Source organism: Vibrio sp. Vb1574 (genome assembly GCF_033338675.1).
This window is the reverse complement of the sequence record NZ_JAWOTC010000005.1, coordinates 209516-228951: the sequence shown is the minus strand read 5'-3', so window position 1 is coordinate 228951 and position 19436 is coordinate 209516. Positions and strand designations below refer to the sequence as shown.

The following is a 19436-nucleotide window of genomic DNA, read 5'->3' as shown; positions in this document are numbered from 1 at the left end:
GTATATAGTTGTTTTATAGAGTAGTTTGTATGTAGGTATTCATCATGGTCTATTTCAAATCGCGCTTTATGGTGCTTCTAAGCACCTCGATATGTTCTTTGCAAGCCTTCGCATCAAATGACTTATATGGCCCGCTGCGTTCTTACGCACAATCCCCAATGCAAGTGGTTAGTCACACCAACATACTGCGTTCAGGACATAGTCTGCCCTATGGTTTTGTCGAAGCCTATGGTTCAGGAACCGTGGCAAGTGTTTGGGCTCATACTGATGAATACGCACTGGATTATTACCACAATCAAATCGAATTAGGCAGCAAATGGCAAGTCAGCAACCGTTGGCAGTTGGAGCTCAACTATCGATGGGTCTTTGCCGCTGACAACCATTTAGATGGACTGACGAAAAGCTTCCATAAACTTTTCGGTATCGGACAAAATGGGCGGGATAAAGTAGACAGAGATCGTTTTTACATTTCAATGCCGCAATATGATGTGCTTGAAGATGATTTCGAAGGACAAACACTGGCCAATAACCTATCTACTTACTTACAGTATCAAGTGTTCCAAAATGAACATCACGGCCTATCGATTGGCGGCAGTTTGTATTTTAACGATGTGGCTCACGGCACTTTTCAAGGTAGCAGTTTCGAGCAAGGCTTCCAATTAAACTACAGCTACTTAAGTGATGCTCATGCATTTTATTCGATGATTGGCATGACTTTTCGCTCGGATGACCGTGCCTTGCTCGATCTGCCCTATCGACATAATACGATTGCCATTGCGGGTGGGTACCGTTATGCCTTAGAAGATAACCATCACCTGATGTTGGAATATCATTGGTATCAAGGGTCAACAGAAGGACCCACAGAGTTTGCTGATGCCTCTAATGAACTGGTATTGGGCTATCGATATCTAATGGAAAATTCAGCGCTTGAGTTTTTAGCCGTAGAGAACGCAAGAAACATGGATAACAGTACCGATATCGCTTTCACAATAGGATATCGGTACATATTTTCATCAAGGTGATGAGAGCTATAGATTTAGCGTTGGTGCAACTGCGGCTGCGACTTGAGCATCGGTTGCATTGATCGGCAACGTAAACGAGCGATATTGGTCACCAGCCAAGCTGAGCGAACGGTCAATCTCTGCCAAACAATGCATGACCTGCCCTTCCAGAATAAAAGAGAGCTCAATTTCTTTTGATGAGATAAAGCCGCTGTTACGGAACTCTAGCTCTTGATAAATACCAGAGCGAGAGGCAAACGAGCCACCGCGCAAAAAGCCTTTTTCAACATCGGCTTTAACCATAGTGAAGCCAGCTTGCTCGATCGCTTGAATAACCCGAGATGCTACTGGTAGTGGTTTCACTTCAATATAGTCACGGTCACGCGGATCAATTGCAAAATCAATATCTAACGTCGTCTCGACCCAAACATGACATTGATTCTTAAGTGCGCTAACCGCAGTAATTGGTGTTTCGTCATGCAGTTTTAGCTCAAACGGAACCTGCTTTTCTTCATTAGGTTGAATCACAAAAGGGTCAACTGCTTTCAATTGATCGATAGTGAAGGTTTGATAACTTACGCTATCATCCACTTCGACTTTCATTTCCGTGTTCAATTTAATCGTAATAGCATCAATTTGTTGTTCGACGTCTCCGCCTTTGACATGAACATGCCCTTTCAGCGTCGCTCCTTGAAACACGCTCATTTCGTCCAAAATGGTATCTACTTTTGCAGAGCCGATCCCCAGTGATGCTTTCAATTTTTTAAACATACTTTTCCTTTTTTAACGACTTTTCTTCTAATAATCGTTTGTTTACACAATTGTTTTCTGCTGTGCAAGCAATAGACCACAAGAAAATGTTTGAATTCAATCATCAATCCAAATAATGCTCAACAGCAAGAGTCATTCAGCTCTGCAATAGGATTGTTCGGTCACTAAGCGGTACATTCGTCGAGAAATGTTTGCAATTTGTACCTAAATTAAGCAGTATTTGTATAGTCAAATAAAGGGAAATCATTATGTCTGCACCACTCTACATTCAAATTAAACAATTTATCCTGGATAAAATTGATGCTGGAGAGTGGGTAGTTGGTCATCGCATCGCCACCGAGATTGAGCTTACCGAGCAATTTGGTGTCAGTAGAATGACAGTGAACAAAGCAATTCGGGATTTAGTAAATGAGGGCCGATTACAACGTCGCCCACGCTTAGGCACGTTCGTGTGTGATCCTGGTGAAAAGTCAGAATCTCCCCTGCTAGACATTCGAAACATTGCCGAAGAAGTCAGCGATAGAGGGCGAAAGTATGGCAGTAAAGTGCTCAAACAGATTGCCATAAAAGCAGATGACAACATTGCGATAAAACTCGGCGTTATGCTAGGCACGACAGTGTTTTACAGTGAAATTATTCACTATGAAGACCAAACGCCGATTCAATTGGAGCTCCGCTGGGTGAATAGCCAATATGCCCCGAGTTATTTAAATCAAGACTTCACACAAATCACTCCAAATCAATACCTGTCAGATAATTGCCCACTCAGCGCGATAGAACATACTGTAGAGGCAATTGTGCCTGAAAGCCGTATTAAGCAAGACTTAAAAATGCAAGCCAATGAGCCTTGCCTTCTCTTGAATCGCAGAACGTGGAGCCAAGATAAGTTAGTCAGTACCGCCCTACTTTATCACCCTGGTAACAAATATAAGCTGAGCTCAAAAGTGCTCATTTAAGGGCAAGATTGGTCCTCTAGATCTACGTTTTGATCACATTTTAGCAACATCAATCTTGTCAGTGTTCTTATTTTGCTCTATTTATTTGTATATACATTTAATGATACAAATAAACACAGGGACACAAACATGGATTTGCTGATTGAAAACGCACGTCTGGTCACCATGCAGTCGAGAGAGCGCGGTTATCTGCCAACGTCTCCTGCTCGTATTGGCATTCAATCTGGAAAAATCGTTGCGATCAGCACCTGTGCAATTGGTGAAGACGAACCGCAAACCGAGTCTCTGCTGTCTGCCCAACATTACGCTCAGAGTATCGACCTTCAAGGCAAGTTAGTTCTGCCAGGTTTGATCGACTGCCACACTCATCTTATTTACGCGGGCAATCGTGCCAACGAATTTGAAATGCGCTTAAGCGGCGTGCCATATCAAGAAATTTCCAAACAAGGCGGTGGGATACTTTCAACGGTGCATGCGACGCGTTCAGCAACCGAAGCGCAGTTAGTTGAGTTAGCGTTGCCACGTTTAGACGGGCTACTCGCGAGCGGCGTCACTTCTGTCGAAGTGAAATCAGGCTACGGATTGACACTGAATGATGAAGTAAAAATGCTCCGTGCAGCCAAAATGCTTGAACAAGAGCGCAAAGTTAAAATCACGACTACACTTCTCGCCGCTCACGCCATTCCGCCAGAGTTCCAAGGTCGTGCAGATGATTATATTGAGCACATTTGTCAGGACATAATCCCTGTTGTCGCAAAGGAAGAATTAGCTACGAGTGTCGATGTTTTTTGTGAATCGATTGGTTTCAATCTTGAACAAACAGAAAAAGTGTTTGTAGCTGCAAAACGCCACGGCTTAAAGGTTAAAGGGCATACTGAGCAACTTTCTAATCTCGGTGGTACAGCTCTCACTGCGCAATACAACGGTCTGTCAGCGGATCACATCGAGTTTTTAGATGAGCAAGGTGTTAAAGCACTTGCTCGATCAAACACCGTCGCCACTCTATTGCCTGGCGCTTTTTATTTTCTAAGAGAAACTCAGTTACCACCGATTGAGTTGTTGAGAGAGCATAACGTGCCGATGGCAATTGCTACGGACGTCAACCCAGGTACATCACCATTTTCTGATCTCACACTCATGCTGAATATGGCGTGCACGCTATTTCGCCTTACACCGCAAGAAGCACTGCGTGGTGTAACGCAACATGCAGCCAAAGCTCTGGGTTATCAAAACTCACGTGGCGAAATCAAAGTAGGGTTTGATGCGGACTTCTCTATATGGGATATCGAAAGCCCTGCGGATTTAAGCTATCAAGTCGGAGCAAAACGTCTGGTAGGTCGTATAGTAAATGGTGAATACATTTCACACGGAGGCCAATAATATGTCTCAATTCGACCTACACTCTCCCCTATTTCATTGGCAAGGCCGTCATGATGCCGAGGACGGCAAGCTTGGTCAGCGAATTCATCACGTTGTTCAACGCCAAAAAGCAGATGAGTTGAGTGCCGTTGCGCATGGCGTCTCATTACTCGGTTTTGCTACCGACGCTGGCGTTGCGAGAAACAAAGGACGCATTGGCGCGAAAAAAGCGCCAGACTTAATCCGACGAGCACTCGCTAATTTAGCATGGCACCAAGACGCCCCACTATATGACTTAGGTACTGTGGTGTGTGAAGACGACTTACTGGAAGAGAGCCAAGCTCTATGTGCAGCAACCATTTCAAGCGCACTGCCCCATACGCCAGTCATCGTGCTGGGTGGTGGGCATGAGATTGCATGGGCCTCCTTTTCCGGCTTAGCGGGGTATTTTAAAGAGCACTATCCAGAGAAGAAACCTAAAATCGGCATTATCAATTTCGATGCGCATTTCGATTTGCGCGCATTTGAGAGTAACCTCGCCGACATAAGACCGAGCTCTGGTACACCCTTCAACCAAATTCATCATTTTTGTCAACGTAACGATTGGGACTTTCATTACGCTTGTATTGGTGTAAGCCGTAGTAGCAACACTAAAGCGCTATTTGAAAAAGCAGATGCGTTAAATGTTTGGTATGTAGAGGACAATCAGCTCTGCTACTTAAACCACAGTTATCACTTAACTCAGCTTCAGCATTTTATTGACGACTGTGACTACCTCTATTTGACTATTGATCTGGATGTATTCCCTGCTGCAACCGCACCTGGAGTCAGCGCACCAGCAGCTCGGGGAGTGAGTTACGACACAATTGCCCCCTTTTTAGATCGAATTCTTCATTACAAAAATAAGTTAATGCTGGCTGATATCGCCGAATACAACCCAAATTATGACGTCGATAGTCAAACAGCACGATTAGCTGCCCGTTTGTGTTGGGATATCGCCAACGCAATGGCGGAAAAACAGCACAAACCATAATGCATCCCAGATGCCACTGATTATTACGACCAAGCAAGTACTTGGTCATCACGAGAAACTAAAGGAGTCTGAAATGACACAGCGCCAGGGACAAGATCCACGACTTGATACAAGCAGAACAATTCGTGCACCTCACGGAGATAAACTGCGCGCAAAATCTTGGCTAACCGAAGCCCCTCTTCGTATGCTGATGAACAACCTTGATCCTGATGTTGCAGAACATCCACATTCACTGGTTGTATATGGCGGCATTGGCCGAGCAGCGCGAAACTGGGAATGTTACGACAAGATTGTTGAAGTACTTGAAAGACTCGAAGATGACCAAACGCTTTTAGTTCAATCAGGCAAGCCTGTTGGTGTTTTCCCTACCCATAAAAACGCCCCACGCGTGCTTATCGCAAACTCAAACCTCGTTCCTCATTGGGCAAACTGGGAACACTTCAACGAGCTCGATAAACAAGGCTTGATGATGTACGGCCAAATGACCGCTGGCAGCTGGATATACATTGGCTCGCAAGGTATCGTACAAGGCACATACGAAACGTTCGTATCTGTTGCAAAAAAACACTTTGGCGGTGAAGCAAAGGGCCGTTGGATTCTAACAGGTGGTCTCGGTGGCATGGGTGGAGCTCAACCTCTCGCTGGTACAATGGCGGGCTTCTCCATGATTGCAGTAGAGTGTGATGAATCACGTATCGATTACCGCCTACGTACAGGCTATGTCGATAAGAAAGCGACTTCTTTAGATGAAGCGCTAGCTATCATTAAAGAGTCAGACATACCAGTATCGGTTGGTCTACTAGGTAATGCAGCAGACGTTTTCTCTGAGCTGGTAGAACGTAATATCACGCCTGATGTCGTAACAGACCAAACGTCTGCACACGACCCGCTCAATGGCTATTTACCACAAGGCTGGAGCATGTCTCACGCAGCGGAAATGCGTTTGCAAGATGAAGCAATGGTCGTAAAAGCAGCGAAAAAATCCATGGCTGTGCAAGTTCAAGCGATGTTAGAGCTGCAAAATCGCGGCGCCGCAACACTCGACTACGGTAACAACATCCGCCAGATGGCCTTGGAAGAAGGCGTAGAAAACGCATTCGATTTTCCTGGCTTCGTTCCAGCCTACATTCGTCCTCTATTCTGTGAAGGTATCGGTCCTTTCCGTTGGGCTGCTCTCTCTGGCGATCCTGAGGACATCTATAAAACCGACCAAAAAGTAAAAGAGCTAATTCCAGATAATCCGCACTTACATAACTGGCTAGATATGGCTCGCGAGCGCATCCAGTTCCAAGGTTTACCTGCGCGTATTTGCTGGGTTGGTCTTAAAGATCGTGAGCGTCTTGGTCAAGCATTCAACGAAATGGTGAAAAATGGCGAACTTAAGGCGCCCGTTGTCATTGGTCGAGACCACTTAGACTCTGGTTCTGTAGCAAGCCCGAACCGTGAAACCGAAGGTATGATGGACGGTTCTGACGCCGTATCAGACTGGCCATTATTAAACGCGCTACTCAACACGGCGGGCGGCGCAACTTGGGTTTCACTGCACCACGGTGGTGGCGTAGGAATGGGTTTCTCGCAACACTCAGGTATGGTTATCTGCTGTGACGGCAGCGAAGATGCCTCACAACGTATTGCCCGCGTGTTGCATAACGACCCAGCAACTGGTGTCATGCGTCATGCTGATGCGGGATACGATATCGCTAAACAATGTGCAGCAGAGCAAGGGCTAGATTTGCCAATGCTCAACGAAGAACTGAAGAAGCTCAAGTAAGGATGAAAGAGATGTTAAATTTAACGCTAAAGCCAGGTCATATTAGCTTAAACGAACTACGCCAAGTGAGCCGTTCACCAGTCAACCTTACTTTGGATCCTGAAGCCATTCCGGCCATTGAAGAAAGCACACAGGTCGTAGACCGAGTCATCGCGGAAGATAGAACGGTTTACGGAATTAACACTGGTTTTGGGCTATTGGCTAACACACGAATAGCACCAGAAGATTTAGAAACACTGCAACGCAGTATCGTTCTTTCTCATGCGGCAGGTATCGGTGAGTTTATGTCAGATGAAACGGTTCGTCTGATGATGGTATTAAAAATCAATAGTCTGTCTCGTGGCTTTTCTGGGATTCGCCTAAAAGTCATTAATATGCTGACCGACCTAGTCAACGCACAAGTTTACCCTTGTGTACCTAAAAAGGGCTCTGTTGGCGCATCAGGTGACTTAGCTCCTCTAGCCCATATGAGCACTGTATTACTGGGAGAAGGACAAGCTCGCCACAACGGTAAAATCATTTCCGGGCAAGAAGCATTAAAAATCGCAGGTCTAGAGCCTATCACTCTGGCGCCAAAAGAAGGCTTAGCGCTACTAAATGGGACTCAGGCATCCACAGCGTTCGCATTGGAAGGCCTGTTTATCGCGGAAGACCTTTTCGCGTCAGCAACCGTTTGTGGTGCAATGTCTGTTGAAGCCGCTCTCGGCAGCCGACGTCCATTCGATCCGCGCATTCACCGTGTACGTGGTCATCGCAGCCAGATGGACGCAGCACTCGCATACCGTCATTTGTTAGACACATCGAGTGAAATAGGTGATTCGCACACTAACTGTGAAAAAGTGCAAGACCCGTATTCTTTGCGCTGTCAGCCTCAAGTGATGGGCGCGTGTTTACAGCAAATCCGCAATGCGGCGGAAGTATTACAAGTAGAGGCGAATTCCGTATCAGATAATCCGTTGGTGTTTGCTGAAGATGGTGACATCATCTCTGGCGGTAACTTCCACGCGGAGCCTGTTGCAATGGCAGCCGACAACCTAGCACTTGCGATTGCCGAGATCGGCAGCTTGTCTGAACGTCGTATGGCATTACTTATCGATAGCGCGCTATCAAAACTGCCACCGTTCTTAGTCGACAATGGTGGTGTGAACTCTGGTTTCATGATTGCTCAGGTTACCTCCGCTGCGTTAGCAAGTGAAAACAAAACACTCGCTCACCCAGCGTCAGTAGACAGCTTGCCAACATCTGCAAACCAAGAAGATCACGTGTCAATGGCAACATTCGCGGCTCGCAGATTGAAAGAAATGGGCGAAAACACTCGCGGTATTCTGGCTGTCGAATACCTCTCAGCAGCACAAGGCCTAGACTTTAGAGCGCCAAACAAGTCCTCTGAGCGTATTGAGATTGCGAAACAAATGTTGCGTGAAAAAGTATCGTTCTACGATAAAGATCGCTACTTTGCTCCAGACATTGAACAGGCAAATACTCTGCTTAAGCTGGCTATCCACAACACGCTCATGCCAGAGAGCTTGTTACCAAGTGTTCAATAACCAAGCATAACTGGCATTTCATCGAATAAACAGATAATGACTTGAAGGCTCTACGTTCAGCGTGGAGCCTTTTTACATACGATTAAACATGTTGATGGCACTATTTATGAACGCCAGTCTACTTTGATGGCTATACTTTAAAAGATAGGCGAGCGAAAAGGTCGTTGTTTATTGTTTTCACAAATAAAAGCGTTGCTAAAGTATGCGTTTTTAACGGTTTATCCGCCGAAATAGTGTCTTATTGTTAGGATACGGTGAAGTTTTCACTGGATGGACCATTGCTACGCAGATATTCGCATATAATCCCACACAGTTTTGGTTACTACGTAAAAATTATGTTTCTAACACCTTATTTTTCAAACACTAATCACCAGTTTCAGTTCACTCGCGAACAAGCAAGCCACTTTGCAAAACGTGTCGCAGGTGACTACAACCCAATTCATGATGAAGACAACAAACGCTTTTGTGTCCCTGGAGATTTACTTTTCGCTGTGCTTCTTAGTAAAGAGGGCGTTAGCCAAAAGATGCGTTTTAACTTCTCTGGCATGGTAAACGATGGTGTAGCACTTCATATTGAAAATAAGTGTGACAAAGAAAGCGCTGTTGTTGACGAGGCAGGTAAAGAATACTTACACATGTCCCGTGAAGGTGAAACTAACCACGATCCGGCATTTATTGAGCATGTAGTGACAAATTACGTGCAATTTTCTGGTATGAACTTCCCTCACATCATGGTTCCTCTTATGGAAGAGAAGCAAATGATGATAAACTGCCAGCGTCCATTAGTTATTTATGAAAGCATGGAAGTCGAATTTTCACGCTTAGACCTTACGCATCCAGAGGTGGATTTCACTGGCGCAACATTCGACGTAGAAGGCAAACGAGGTGTAGTCACCTTAAACTTTGCGTTCAAAGAAGACGGTGAAGTCGTTGGTAAAGGTATTAAGCGCATGGTTGCAAGTGGCTTGAAGCCATATGACCAAGAAGCGGTTGACGACCTTGTACGCCGCTTTAATGAACGTAAGGATGCATTCCTAGCAAAGTTCGTTAAGGCAGCCTAGTCGACTGCCCTATCAGAAGCGCACAAAAAACGTGTTTACTAAAAGAAAGCCCAACGTCGACCGTTGGGCTTTCTTTTTATGTCTCATCCAAACAAAACTAAACGCAATGCTTAGAGCCAACGACGAACATGGTTTTTATAATCCACATACTCTTCACCAAACAATCGCTCTAAAACGCGTTCCTCAGGCTTGATTTGAAACCGATTCATATAACTGACAAATATCACGCCACAAAGCACCACACTCAAGTGCTGCCACCACAAACCAGTTGCTATGATTAGAAGCAATAATGCCGTGTACATAGGGTTGCGTGAAAAGGCAAACACACCAGTTCTTACAACAGAAGATGCCGCTTCAGGTTTTACTGGGTTCACTGTGGTTTTTACTTTGCGAAATTCATACACGCCAGCAATGCCCATGTAGCCAGACAACAAAGTTAATACACCTACTACAAATTCAACAAAGGGTACTCGAATGTTCATGCTCGGCGTCAAAACTTTAAGTCCGTACATCAAAAGTATGACTAACAAAAACACCGCAACAGGTGGGACTTTGAGTTCAAGTTTTCTCAAGATTCATATCCTTTGAAAGGGTCTAAGTACGGTTTCTAAAAAGCCCAGTAAAACTGGGCTTGATTTAGTCCGATTACAACAAAGTTAACAATGCCTGAACGGGATGCTTGGGCTTCGTTCCTTCAAAGCGTTTAACTTGGCTGCGGCAAGAATAGCCTGTAATCAAACATCTCTCGTTATCCAACTTATCTAAGCTTGGCTTCCAGCTTAAATTGTAAATATCTTTCGACATCGACAACTTATCAACCTCATGACCAAACGTACCCGCCATACCACAACAACCAACAGGTACCGTATTCAAAACTGCACCAAAGTGAGCAAAAATAGCGCCCCACTCTTTTTCCGCATTTGGCATTTTGGTTTTTTCAGTACAGTGCGCAAACAGATACCAAGGTTCCTGCGCCTTATGCTCTCCGCTTTCAAACGCTTCTAGTCTTGGGTAAAGCCATTCGTGGGCTGTTAGTACATCGAAATTACCTCGCTTACTGCCAAGCACTTCAGCGTATTCATCTCGATAACACAGCACCAAAGCAGGATCGACGCCAACTAATGGGATATCCAAATCCGCTACCATCGCCAAGAACTTCGCAGTGTCGGCTGCTGTGTCCTTAAACTGACGTAAAAACCCTTTAATGTGTTGTGCTTTACCATTCGGCTTAAACGGCAGAAGTACCGGATGCATACCCAGCTTTTTCAATAACTTAACGAAGTCTTCAACGACATCAGCGTCGTAGTAGCTAGTGAATGGGTCTTGAACAATTAAAACATGCTTGCTCTTTTCAGACGAAGACAAACCACTGAGCGCTTGCAGATCATAAGGCGTTGTCAGCGACTCTACTCGTTGTTTCAAGGTGGGTACTGATAACAACGGCGCATCGACATACCCGACCGTAGATGCCGTTAAACTTTTCACCCACGACTGCTTCAAAACACCATTTACGACACCTGGCGCTTTTGCCATCATCGGCAGCATAGTCTCAATGTTCGCAACCAGATAGTCTTTTGCAGGACGTTGATAACGAGAGTGATAGATGTTTAAAAAACGTGAGCGAAAGCTCGGAACATCGACTTTAATCGGACACTGACTCGCACACGCTTTACACGCCAAACAACCATTCATCGCTTCATACACTTCGTGAGAGAAGTCATACTCGTGACGACGATTGATAGAATGACGTACGCGGTCAATCATGGTTTTGATTGATGTTTTGTTTTCTAGTGTTTGCTTTTCTAAGTCAAGAATATCAATGCCTTGCTCAGTAAGCTGACGCAACCACTCGCGAACCAAACCCGCACGACCTTTCGGTGAATGACGACGATCGGCTGTTACTTTCATCGATGGACACATTGGCGAGCTGGTATCGTAGTTAAAACACAAACCGTTACCGTTACATTCCATCGCTTGTTTAAAGCTGTCACGTACTTGAACGTCAATCTGACGGTCATAGTAACCACGTTTGGTATCGGTAACTTTGACAAGCTCTGCATCACTATCCAGCGGTGTACAGATTTTGCCCGGGTTCATTTTGTTGTGTGGATCGAATGCCGCTTTCACACGTCTCAGTTCAGTAAACAACTCGTCGCCGAAAAACTCAGGGCCATATTCTGAACGGAAACCTTTGCCGTGTTCACCCCACATCAAACCGCCGTATTTCGCCACCAGCTTGACCACTTCATCAGAAACTTCGTGCATCAATGCTTCTTGGTGCGGGTCACACAAATCCAACGCAGGACGTACGTGAAGCACCCCAGCATCGACGTGACCAAACATGCCGTAATTCAGAGACTTGCTGTCTAACAGTTCTCGAAACTCTACAATGAAGTCCGCCAGGTTTTCTGGTGGCACACAGGTATCTTCAGCGAATGCGACCGGTTTAGCACGACCTTTTGCTGCGCCTAACAAACCCACCGCTTTTTTACGCATGTTGTAAATACGCCCAATGCTCGCTACATCGTTACAAACTTGGTAGCCGATAATGCCCGCTTCTTCTGTTTCCAACATGGTATCGAGCTTGGCGGTCAACGCTGCAACCTGAGCAGCAACTTCCTCTTCGTCCTGACCTGCGTATTCCACCATATTGATGCCAAGCATCTCTTTATTTGGAACATCGGTAAGTAAATCGCTCACGGTGTGCCAAACGATATCTTGCTTCGCGAGATTAAGCACTTTTGAGTCAACGGTTTCTACAGACAGCGCTTTCGCCTCTACCATAAACGGTGCATTACGCAGTGCAGAATCAAAGCTGTTGTATTTAACGTTAACCAACGTACGCGCTTTCGGAATTGGCGTCAGGTTCAGCTTTGCTTCGGTAATAAATGCCAATGAACCTTCCGCGCCGCAAAGTACTCGTGTGATATCGAAACGGTCACCGTCTTCATTCAAGGCATTTTTTAAATCGTAGCCCGTTAAAAATCGGTTAAGAGGAGGAAACTTATCTACGATCTGCTGGCGTTTTTCACGACATACGGATTCCGTTACACGTAGCGCCTTGGCAGCAAACTCGCCTTCTTTTGGGTAACCATGGGACAAGTCCGACTCTAAAATTGAACCATCAGCAAATACCGCTTGTAGCGACAAAACATGATCGGATGTTTTTCCGTATTTCAGAGAACCTTGACCAGAAGCATCGGTGTTGACCATGCCGCCAATCGTTGCACGGTTACTGGTAGATAAGTCTGGAGAGAAGAAGTAGCCATAAGGGCGAACAGCGTCATTTAACTGGTCTTTCACTACACCAGTTTGTACACGAACCCAGCCTTCTTTCTCATTAATCTCAAGCACTTTGTTCATGTGGCGAGACATATCCACCACAATACCTTTGGTTAGCGACTGACCATTGGTCCCTGTGCCGCCACCACGAGGTGAAAAGGTAATTCGTTCGTACTTTTCTTTATTGCTCAGTTTCCCGAGGAGAGAAACATCTTCTGTCGTTTTGGGATGAACGACAGACTGAGGAAGTTGCTGGTAAACACTGTTGTCAGTGGCAACCGCTAGTCGGCTTGAATATTGGCTTTCGATATCACCAGTGAATCCGGCGTGCTCAAGCTCTTTCAGAAAACTAAGAACAAGAGGATCGACATCAGTTTGCGAGTGTAATCTTGGTAACATTTGCTTCCTGCCCCTACGACGCTGATCCGATCAGCTGCGGGTTGTGTAATTATTTGCTCACTTCTCATACAAATTGGCGCTAAGCGAAAAAACACCACAAAAGAGTTAGTGAAGTAATATTCTTTGAATTTCGTCACTTTACAACATTTAAAAAGACGAGCAAATCAGAATCTCGATACAATAATTAAACTTATGCTTTATTTTTTCACGCTTGATGCCTACATTGGGGAACGAATCGCGTTTCTAGATGAGTTTTCAGAATGAAAAAAAATAAAATTGTGACCACTGAAGATATCCTTCTCAAACTTTGCCAGTCTGTTTCTGGCGTACTTACTTCGGCGACATCTTCTCAAGTAAATTATTCAGCAATGGTGCAAAAAATCCACAAGACTAGCCTCAAACCAGATTTTGGCTGTTTTGTTCTGTTTGATGGCGGATTTACCGGGCTAGTTGTGATTAATTTTACGGCAAAAGCCGCACTGGAGATCTACACCAACTACATGCGTAATATGGGCATGCCAGAAGAAGAACTGGCAATATCTCATACTTCTGACGAGGTAGGCGATGTTCTGGGTGAACTCATGAATCAACTGGTCGGAGACTTCACTAATAAAATTCGTAAAGACCTGCAAACGAACATCACACAAAACCAACCAAAAATGCTGGCGCTGAATAAGCAAGTTATCTTACAAGTTGATACCAACCTTGACCGCCCTCAAGCGCGCAGAGTGACGTTCTCCACCGAAAACAACAATATTTTCTATCTCGAACTAGCAATGGATAAAACTGAGTTCATCCAACTGGAAGAGTTTGAAGTTGCTGAAGACGAAAACCCAGACGACATTTTAGAGGCAACACGTAAACAGTTGGCTGAGAAAGAATCTAAATCGTCGGGATCAAACGATGATGCCGATGACTTGCTCAATCAGCTCGGGTTGTAATTCTAACGAATCTTAATGAAGAATGGCTTCTTAGACACAAGTACGACTTCATACTGATTACGACGAACTAAAACGCCAGCCTCGCTTAATGCGAGGCTTCTTTTTATGTGCAGAAATTATCTTCAGTCCCACCTTGTATTTCGTTTTTATGTCAAAAAAGGTAATATGTCTGACTTCATAAATTTTCTGCTTTCGTTACTGGTTGTCGATGGATAAACAAAAAGCTCTGAAAAAAATCGCCAAGTGCTTAGAACTGGGCAATTCCGCTAATGTTAATGAGGCTGCCAATGCTATCAAAATGGCACATCGCCTCATGCTTAAATATGGTCTCGATAAAGACGATATTGAGTTCATCAGAATGGGAAAAACACAATCTTCTCATCTGCTACCAGCGAACATCAGTTCTACCATATTGCGAGTGATTCGCGGCATTAACACAAAATTCGGTGTCGAAGCAGTATTGTTGAATCACAAAGGGCTCAAACGTGTCGAATTTATCGGTGAAGCAGATCGCGCTATTTTTGCTGCATTTGCTTTCGATATTGTTTATCGCGAGATGAACGAAAGTACCGGACAATTCCGAAACAGCTTTGCTGGCACCGGCACCTCTTCTCAGGAAGTGACTCGCCGTGTGAACTCATTTGTATCTGGCTGGGTGGAAGGCGCGATTGAAAAATTGCCAATTATTTCTCCAGATGAAGAGTCGGCCAATAAAATTAATGACTATATTGATAAAGAATTCCAAAACATTGACCGCGAAACGTTCAAGAAGCAATTGAAAGAAGCGATGAAAAACCTAACTGAAGACTACGAAGTGGGCTTAAAGAAAGGTAGAAAGGTTTCAGTTAACCGTGGAGTGGGCGGCGAACAAGCACGCAAAATGTTGGGCGATTCATCGAAATAGCCAGAATAGTAAAGGATTCACATAAGCAGCAATGACTTCGATGTCGATGGGGCTTACTTTGAGAGCTTTGGCAGTATTGATAGGAATTTTCTTACAGAAACTCTTATCAATCTTACTTTCTCATAACAAATATCAATGCTTGTTTATTCATAATTCGCATCCCATTATGAGGCATGGTTTCGCCTCAGTTTTATACGGAGATTTTCCCTTGAAAAAGATGCCTATTGCACTAGCTCTAGTGCTAGCTCTTACTGGCTGTCAAGCCACTCAACGCCAAAATGCAACAACGGGTGAATACGAAACTAACTCCACCACGCAAGGCGCGCTTATTGGTGCGATCGCTGGCGCAGCAATCGGCCTAGCAACGGGTGATGATGCTAAAGAACGTCGTCAGCATGCACTCATTGGTGCAGCCGCAGGCGGAGCGACTGGCGCTGGCGTTGGTTACTACTTTGACCAACAAGAAGCGGAATTACGTCGCGCTTTGCTAAACTCTGGCGTACAAGTTCAGCGTGTTGGTGAAAATCAGCTTTTACTGCGTATGGAAAACGGTATCGGCTTCTCTTCAAGCTCTTACCAGCTTGATGCTAGTATCCATAATACTCTACGCGGTGTTGCTCGCATCCTAGTTGAGTACCCAGATACCAGTCTCGTTATTGACGGTTACACGGATAGCACAGGTAGTGAGTCATACAACCAAACGTTGTCAGAGCGCCGTGCAGAGTCCGTACGTCAATTCCTAGTATCTCAAAACGTTGCACCTGGTCGTGCAATTGCACGCGGCTACGGCGAACGTAACCCAATTTGCTCAAACCAAACTTCTGAAGGTCGTGCGTGCAACCGTCGTGTTGAAATCCAGATCTTGCCACTGAAGTAATTTGGTTGCACCATAACGGTAATAATAAAAAATTACCGGAGCAGGCCTAACCATTATCGTTAGGCCTGACATATTAATGTCTGTCAAAACGTCTGCCCTACTCTGCTTATTTAGCCTCAGCTTTTCTGGCTACTCACTTGCCTCTCAAGCTCCAAATGACCCCATCGAACAATACGAGTACGCACAACAATTATTGGCATCAAACGAAGCTGAAGCCTCACCAGAAACGCGCTACTGGCTAGAGCAATCCGCCAACCAAGGTTACCTCCCTGCACAAAAACAGCTCGCGAACGACTTTGCTAAAGGGATAAATGGCGAAAAAAATGAAACACAAGCGTTATATTGGCTAACCTCTATCGCACTCAATGACCCAACCGATCGTGGCTTTCTTCTCGCCGATTTTATTCAGCGCAATCCAGGTAAGGTCACAACTTCTCAATTGACTGAAGCCTTGTATCAAATGGCTTCTCAGCATAATCCAGCAGCAGAACAAGCTTATAATCAACTGTTAGAGCTGCGCTTCAACCAACTACGAGCTAAACAAGTCTCGCAAATAAAGTCGCTCGATAAAAAAGCAGAGCAAACACAAGAAGAGAAAAGCACAGTTGCAACCCCCAAAGTAAAACACTCGCAGTTTCTATGGCTGATTTGGCTAGCGGCGATCCTCATCATCAGCGGCTTAAGTTTCCTCGCGATCAAAAAACTTAAGCAGAATAGAAAAGCGCGTGAAGCCAAAGAGGAAAGCCAAAATCAACGAATGGCGGAAAAAATAAAAGAGCTAGAGTTTACGAACAAGCAACTGAAGCGTCAGTTAGAGAAAGTATTCAGAGAATTTAAGAAATCCAAAACTCAGGCAGAAAACCATAAGCTAAGCGTCGCGTGTGCTATGTTTGGCTACACACCACAAACCATCCCTGATTTACAGGCAATCAAGCTACGCTATAGACAATTATCAAAGCTTTATCATCCTGACACAAGGGGCAGTGAAGAAGAAATGAAGCGACTCAATCATGCCTTTAAGCTCGTCTCACAAAATGTTACAAAACAGTAAAAATAGGTCAGGATACTTTGGCTGCCATGCTTTTATTCCCATATAATCAAGCACCGCAATCGATCTCCCTCTCAAAGAAATTAACAGACATTTAACTTAAGTCGCGCTTTTATGCCATAATGCCCGGCGCAAAATAACACCTAACGACTCAAATTAATCTAGGTGGGGAGAAAATCAATGTTCACTGAAGAAGGCACCTGTGATTGGTGTAAAAAACCTAGTCTTGTAACTCGTCACGATTATTTAGATGGCAAGCACCACTACTCATGTAAAGCTTGTTACGATATGGCGAAAATCGACGTGCGCCTATTTAACCAAGGCGAATTGCAAATGCGCGAACGTTTGCAACGAGCGAGCTAAGCAAGACGGAATCAATGGAACTGATTTTCAAAAGCGCCTTTTATAAGGCGCTTTTTTGATCGCCCAAGCCTATTTCCAATCTCTATCTCGTATTCCCTCCTATCCTACATAGCATGTCGCATCGGTTATCAGCCCTCTTCCACTGTATACAAACCACTGTCCGTGAAAAACACCTGTATATACAGTAGTAAACCCCTGTATGTCTCTCGTCCAACTTTCTACTCACCTCACATTTTTAAATTGATGTTAGACATATCAGAAATGAAAAATAAACAAATAAATTCAATTACTTAAAGTAAAATCCTTTTATTTCCTTTTCAAAAAACCGCAAATAACTTTTGAGAAACTGGTTGATCAGGTCGCCAAAACAAACTACTGTATACACATACAGCATGTATAAAGGAACAGTAAGATGCAGTTACAAAGTCAATCTCATACATACTCTCGCTACAACGTATTGGCACAAGCAACTAAGCCCATGGCCGTTTCGGATCAGCTTCTATCTAAGCTGGCTGTTTTATCGCAGCAGAAACAATGGATTTTGTTTACAGCAGACTGCCCTCGTCCAGACTTTGAACAACTCACTGCTTCTAATATTTGCTGTAAAAACGTTATTCAAATGAAGCCCTCTCAACAGCTTTCAGAAGTCGAGATCGTGATAAAAGCCATCCGATCAGGTAATGCCAGTGCTGTTGTCGCATCCAATAAAATTGCACTTATGAATCAATCTATGTTGAGCGACGTGGCGCAGCGCTATCAGTGTGAAGTCTTTTTCGTCGAAGGCAGAGTTAATAAGTACCACTAATAAGTTCGACGTTATCTATCCTGCATCTCGCCTCCTTTTTAAGGGGGCATTTTTTTGTATTAAAGAAAACAGGCAAACGTTTGCTTTTTCTCTGGCGAGTTAAAATAGTTCTGGTATGATGCCCACATTCGATTTATTCAGCGCCCACATTTTGCTGAATATCTTCTCTTTCTGACGTTTGATTAAGATGATAGGAATGTCGCAATGAGCCTTGCTAATCAAGTACTTGCCGTCAATGACGACCTGCCAATTCGCACCCATGAACCCGTTCATAGTGGAAAAGTTCGTTCAGTTTACTGGTTAACTGAAGAAGACAGCGCCCGACTGATCAAAGAAAAAGGATACAATGTCGCTCCAGATGCGCCTTTGGCTATCATGGTGATTAGCGACCGAATCTCTGCATTCGATTGTATTTGGCATGCTGAAGGTGGTCTTAATGGTGTCCCGGGTAAAGGGGCGGCGCTTAATGCGATTTCTAATCACTGGTTCAAACTGTTCAAAGAAAATGGCTTAGCAGATAGCCATATTCTAGACATTCCTCACCCTTTTGTTTGGATTGTACAAAAAGCCAAACCGGTAAAAATCGAAGCCATCTGCCGCAAATACATCACGGGTTCGATGTGGCGCGCTTACGCAAATGGCGAGCGAGAGTTTTGTGGAATCCAACTTCCTGAAGGGTTAGAAAAAGACAAAGCACTTCCAGAATTGCTAATGACCCCATCCACAAAAGGCATTCTAAAAGGCATTCCCGGTGTGCCAGAAGCGGATGACGTAAATATTACTCGTCAAAACATCGTAGACAACTACGAAGCATTTAACTTCTCAAGCGCTGACGATATCGCACTCTACGAAAAATTGCTGAAAGAAGGCTTTAACGTTATCAGCCAAGCATTAGAAGAAATCGACCAAATCTTTGTCGATACCAAATTCGAATTTGGTTATGTTCATGATGCTGCTGGCAATGAAAAGCTGATTTACATGGATGAAGTGGGTACACCAGACTCGTCTCGTATATGGGATGCTAAAGAGTACCAAGCAGGTCACATCGTAGAGAACTCAAAAGAAGGTTTCCGCCAGTTCCTACTTAACCACTTCCCTGACCCAGATATCTTGCTAAACAAAGAACGTATGCCAGAGCGCGAAGCACTCGCTCGTGATAATGCTTTACCCGTCGAATCTTTGATGGCGATTTCGAGCACTTACATTGGTATTGCCGAGAAGATTACAGGCAAGCCGATTCATTTGAGTGATAATCCGAAAGCGGAAATCATCGAAGTTCTGAGCAAAGAATACGGATTGATTGACTAGCACTGTCGCT

Annotated in this window: 17 protein-coding genes; 14 read left to right on the top strand and 3 right to left on the bottom strand. The window is 44.5% G+C overall.

What is annotated here, in order from left to right; translation table 11 throughout:
• Nucleotides 1-44 precede the first annotated feature (44 nt).
• Nucleotides 45-1022: a DUF3187 family protein gene (locus R7O12_RS06240; RefSeq protein WP_053303168.1), complete on the top strand. Its 978-nt coding sequence runs from the start codon at nt 45-47 to the stop codon at nt 1020-1022.
• Between the two features lie 6 nt (nt 1023-1028).
• Here R7O12_RS06240 and R7O12_RS06235 read toward each other — a convergent pair whose 3' ends face one another.
• Nucleotides 1029-1772 carry a sporulation protein gene (locus tag R7O12_RS06235; protein WP_042521960.1) on the bottom strand — a complete coding sequence of 248 codons (744 nt, stop codon included), beginning with the start codon at nt 1770-1772 and terminating at the stop codon, nt 1029-1031.
• A 248-nt stretch (nt 1773-2020) separates the two neighbouring features.
• Between R7O12_RS06235 and hutC the strand changes: the two genes are divergently transcribed.
• The 6 genes from hutC to R7O12_RS06205 all read left to right on the top strand — a co-directional run bounded on the left by hutC (nt 2021) and on the right by R7O12_RS06205 (nt 9499).
• Complete coding sequence (gene hutC / locus R7O12_RS06230; RefSeq protein WP_042521962.1) at nt 2021-2728, top strand: histidine utilization repressor; 708 nt, start codon at nt 2021-2023, stop codon at nt 2726-2728.
• 129 nt (nt 2729-2857) lie between these two features.
• Nucleotides 2858-4108, top strand: coding sequence for an imidazolonepropionase (gene hutI / locus R7O12_RS06225; RefSeq protein WP_318125691.1), 1251 nt, complete (start codon nt 2858-2860; stop codon nt 4106-4108).
• Between the two features lies 1 nt (nt 4109).
• Nucleotides 4110-5120 carry a formimidoylglutamase gene (gene hutG, locus R7O12_RS06220; protein WP_042521966.1) on the top strand — a complete coding sequence of 337 codons (1011 nt, stop codon included), beginning with the start codon at nt 4110-4112 and terminating at the stop codon, nt 5118-5120.
• A gap of 73 nt (nt 5121-5193) precedes the next feature.
• A complete protein-coding gene (gene hutU, locus R7O12_RS06215; protein WP_115386398.1) occupies nt 5194-6891 on the top strand; it encodes a urocanate hydratase in 1698 nt (565 codons plus the stop codon).
• 11 nt (nt 6892-6902) lie between these two features.
• Nucleotides 6903-8438 (top strand): histidine ammonia-lyase, encoded by a 1536-nt coding sequence (gene hutH, locus R7O12_RS06210; protein ID WP_017821814.1) that lies wholly within the window; start codon nt 6903-6905, stop codon nt 8436-8438.
• A gap of 335 nt (nt 8439-8773) precedes the next feature.
• A complete protein-coding gene (locus R7O12_RS06205; RefSeq protein WP_017821813.1) occupies nt 8774-9499 on the top strand; it encodes a DUF3581 domain-containing protein in 726 nt (241 codons plus the stop codon).
• Nucleotides 9500-9609: 110 nt separating this feature from the next.
• Here the strand turns inward: R7O12_RS06205 and R7O12_RS06200 are convergent, their stop codons facing one another.
• A complete protein-coding gene (locus R7O12_RS06200; RefSeq protein WP_033905135.1) occupies nt 9610-10071 on the bottom strand; it encodes a methyltransferase family protein in 462 nt (153 codons plus the stop codon).
• A 73-nt stretch (nt 10072-10144) separates the two neighbouring features.
• Entirely contained in the window at nt 10145-13180 is a 3036-nt protein-coding gene (locus R7O12_RS06195; RefSeq protein ID WP_318105195.1) for an FAD-binding and (Fe-S)-binding domain-containing protein, read from the bottom strand.
• A gap of 260 nt (nt 13181-13440) precedes the next feature.
• Between R7O12_RS06195 and R7O12_RS06190 the strand changes: the two genes are divergently transcribed.
• The 7 genes from R7O12_RS06190 to R7O12_RS06160 all read left to right on the top strand — a co-directional run bounded on the left by R7O12_RS06190 (nt 13441) and on the right by R7O12_RS06160 (nt 19426).
• On the top strand, nt 13441-14121 hold the full coding sequence (locus tag R7O12_RS06190) for a DUF3334 family protein (RefSeq protein WP_005388843.1): 681 nt from the start codon (nt 13441-13443) through the stop codon (nt 14119-14121).
• A 208-nt stretch (nt 14122-14329) separates the two neighbouring features.
• The gene (locus tag R7O12_RS06185) at nt 14330-15025 is read left to right on the top strand and encodes a DUF2786 domain-containing protein (protein ID WP_005377954.1); all 696 of its coding nucleotides are present in this window, start codon (nt 14330-14332) and stop codon (nt 15023-15025) included.
• 217 nt (nt 15026-15242) lie between these two features.
• Nucleotides 15243-15902 (top strand): OmpA family protein, encoded by a 660-nt coding sequence (locus R7O12_RS06180; RefSeq protein ID WP_005377956.1) that lies wholly within the window; start codon nt 15243-15245, stop codon nt 15900-15902.
• 76 nt (nt 15903-15978) lie between these two features.
• Nucleotides 15979-16953, top strand: a complete 975-nt coding sequence (locus R7O12_RS06175; RefSeq protein ID WP_005388848.1) for a J domain-containing protein — start codon at nt 15979-15981, stop codon at nt 16951-16953.
• A gap of 177 nt (nt 16954-17130) precedes the next feature.
• Complete coding sequence (locus R7O12_RS06170; protein WP_005377960.1) at nt 17131-17313, top strand: hypothetical protein; 183 nt, start codon at nt 17131-17133, stop codon at nt 17311-17313.
• A 412-nt stretch (nt 17314-17725) separates the two neighbouring features.
• Nucleotides 17726-18118 carry a SulA-like leucine-rich domain-containing protein gene (locus tag R7O12_RS06165; protein ID WP_318105196.1) on the top strand — a complete coding sequence of 131 codons (393 nt, stop codon included), beginning with the start codon at nt 17726-17728 and terminating at the stop codon, nt 18116-18118.
• 204 nt (nt 18119-18322) lie between these two features.
• Nucleotides 18323-19426, top strand: a complete 1104-nt coding sequence (locus R7O12_RS06160) for a phosphoribosylaminoimidazolesuccinocarboxamide synthase (RefSeq protein WP_318105198.1) — start codon at nt 18323-18325, stop codon at nt 19424-19426.
• Nucleotides 19427-19436: the final 10 nt, after the last annotated feature.

What these genes read in the sequence shown, in the direction of transcription:
- R7O12_RS06240 (WP_053303168.1), top strand. Translation starts at nt 45, where the DNA reads ATGGTCTATTTCAAATCGCGCTTTATGGTGCTTCTAAGCACCTCGATA.
- R7O12_RS06235 (WP_042521960.1), bottom strand. Translation starts at nt 1,772, where the DNA reads ATGTTTAAAAAATTGAAAGCATCACTGGGGATCGGCTCTGCAAAAGTA.
- hutC (WP_042521962.1), top strand. Translation starts at nt 2,021, where the DNA reads ATGTCTGCACCACTCTACATTCAAATTAAACAATTTATCCTGGATAAA.
- hutI (WP_318125691.1), top strand. Translation starts at nt 2,858, where the DNA reads ATGGATTTGCTGATTGAAAACGCACGTCTGGTCACCATGCAGTCGAGA.
- hutG (WP_042521966.1), top strand. Translation starts at nt 4,110, where the DNA reads ATGTCTCAATTCGACCTACACTCTCCCCTATTTCATTGGCAAGGCCGT.
- hutU (WP_115386398.1), top strand. Translation starts at nt 5,194, where the DNA reads ATGACACAGCGCCAGGGACAAGATCCACGACTTGATACAAGCAGAACA.
- hutH (WP_017821814.1), top strand. Translation starts at nt 6,903, where the DNA reads ATGTTAAATTTAACGCTAAAGCCAGGTCATATTAGCTTAAACGAACTA.
- R7O12_RS06205 (WP_017821813.1), top strand. Translation starts at nt 8,774, where the DNA reads ATGTTTCTAACACCTTATTTTTCAAACACTAATCACCAGTTTCAGTTC.
- R7O12_RS06195 (WP_318105195.1), bottom strand. Translation starts at nt 13,180, where the DNA reads ATGTTACCAAGATTACACTCGCAAACTGATGTCGATCCTCTTGTTCTT.
- R7O12_RS06190 (WP_005388843.1), top strand. Translation starts at nt 13,441, where the DNA reads ATGAAAAAAAATAAAATTGTGACCACTGAAGATATCCTTCTCAAACTT.
- R7O12_RS06185 (WP_005377954.1), top strand. Translation starts at nt 14,330, where the DNA reads ATGGATAAACAAAAAGCTCTGAAAAAAATCGCCAAGTGCTTAGAACTG.
- R7O12_RS06180 (WP_005377956.1), top strand. Translation starts at nt 15,243, where the DNA reads ATGCCTATTGCACTAGCTCTAGTGCTAGCTCTTACTGGCTGTCAAGCC.
- R7O12_RS06175 (WP_005388848.1), top strand. Translation starts at nt 15,979, where the DNA reads ATGTCTGTCAAAACGTCTGCCCTACTCTGCTTATTTAGCCTCAGCTTT.
- R7O12_RS06170 (WP_005377960.1), top strand. Translation starts at nt 17,131, where the DNA reads ATGTTCACTGAAGAAGGCACCTGTGATTGGTGTAAAAAACCTAGTCTT.
- R7O12_RS06165 (WP_318105196.1), top strand. Translation starts at nt 17,726, where the DNA reads ATGCAGTTACAAAGTCAATCTCATACATACTCTCGCTACAACGTATTG.
- R7O12_RS06160 (WP_318105198.1), top strand. Translation starts at nt 18,323, where the DNA reads ATGAGCCTTGCTAATCAAGTACTTGCCGTCAATGACGACCTGCCAATT.